The sequence below is a fragment of the Acinetobacter sp. 1125_18A genome (assembly GCF_052824985.1).
Genome location: NZ_VTDG01000040.1, coordinates 1 through 1,336 on the forward strand (window position 1 = coordinate 1; position 1,336 = coordinate 1,336).

Consider the following 1,336-nt stretch of genomic DNA (forward strand, 5'->3'; position numbering starts at 1 on the left):
AGATGAACCTGCTGATGCTGTTGTACCATTAGCATTAACCGTATAAATATCTTGACCATTTGCACCTGTAGTTTTTGCAACCCCTGCTATATTGCTTCCACCTGCAACTTCAGTTTTTGATGCCGCAGATTTAGAATCAACATAGGTTTTATTGGTCGCATCTGTACCTGCTGTTGGGGCATTGTTAACTGTTACTTTGTTTGCAGTAATCCCTGCATTATTAATAACAGTTGCACCTGTAGTGACACTACCAGCTGTACCTAAGTCCAATGCATTCGATAACGCAACTTCCACTTTACCTGCATTTACTTTAGTCGTGATATTGCTGTTTGAACCGACAACTTCAACTGCTTCACCTAACTTCTTGTTAACAGTCGTACCGTCTTGTGCTTTTAAACCAAAGCCCAAGTTTGTCAATGTTGCACCAGCATCATCTACATATTTTTTATTGGCTGCATCTGTATTGTTTGTTGGCGCAGCAACATTGGTAATGGTCTTATTACCTGCATTAATACCAGTACTCGTAACGCTTGGACCACCTGTAATCGTCAATCCACTGTTATCTAACTTAGAATTGCCTGTAGTGACACTGCCAGCTGCGCCTAAATCTAAGTTTGGATTTAACTTAACCTGTACGCCATCGGTAGTTGCAACTGTACTAATATTCGTGTCACCAGAGATAGAAACCGTATCACCTAATTTCTTCGTAGTGCTTGTCGCTGCGGTATCACCTTTAAAGGTTAAACCTGTATTATCAACTGCTGCTTTCGCTGCAACACCTTTAGCAATATCTGTTTTAGTCGCTGCTGCAAGATCTACTTTATAGTCAGTAACATTGTTCGCATCTTTAGTTCCCGCAGTTACTGTGACAGCTGATGAGCCTGCTGATGCGGTGCTACCATTGGCATTAACCGTATAAACATCTTGACCATTTGCACCTGTAGTTTTTGCGACCCCTGCGATATTGCTTCCACCTGCAACTTCAGTTTTTGATGCTGCAGCTTTAGAGTCAACATAGGTTTTATTGGTCGCATCCGTACCTGCTGTTGGTGCAGCAACATTTGTAATCGCTAACCCGCCGGCATTAATACCTGTTGTTTTATTGATAACAACGCCACCAACTGCAACCTGATCTGCTGTAACACCTGCATTGTTAATAGTGGTATTACCCGTTTTAACACTACCAGCTGCACCTAAATCTAAGTTTGGATTTAACTTAACTTGTACACCATTCGCTGTCGCGACTGTACTAATGTTCGTATCACCAGTGATGGAAACCGTATCACCTAATTTCTTCGTAGTGCTTGTCGCTGCGGTATCACCTTTAAAGGTTAAG

General features: G+C 41.9%; 1 pseudogene. It reads right to left on the reverse strand.

The annotated features are described in order from the left end of the window. A pseudogene (locus FY049_RS22140) lies at window positions 1-1,336 on the reverse strand (trimeric autotransporter adhesin AtaA); the annotation flags it as partial.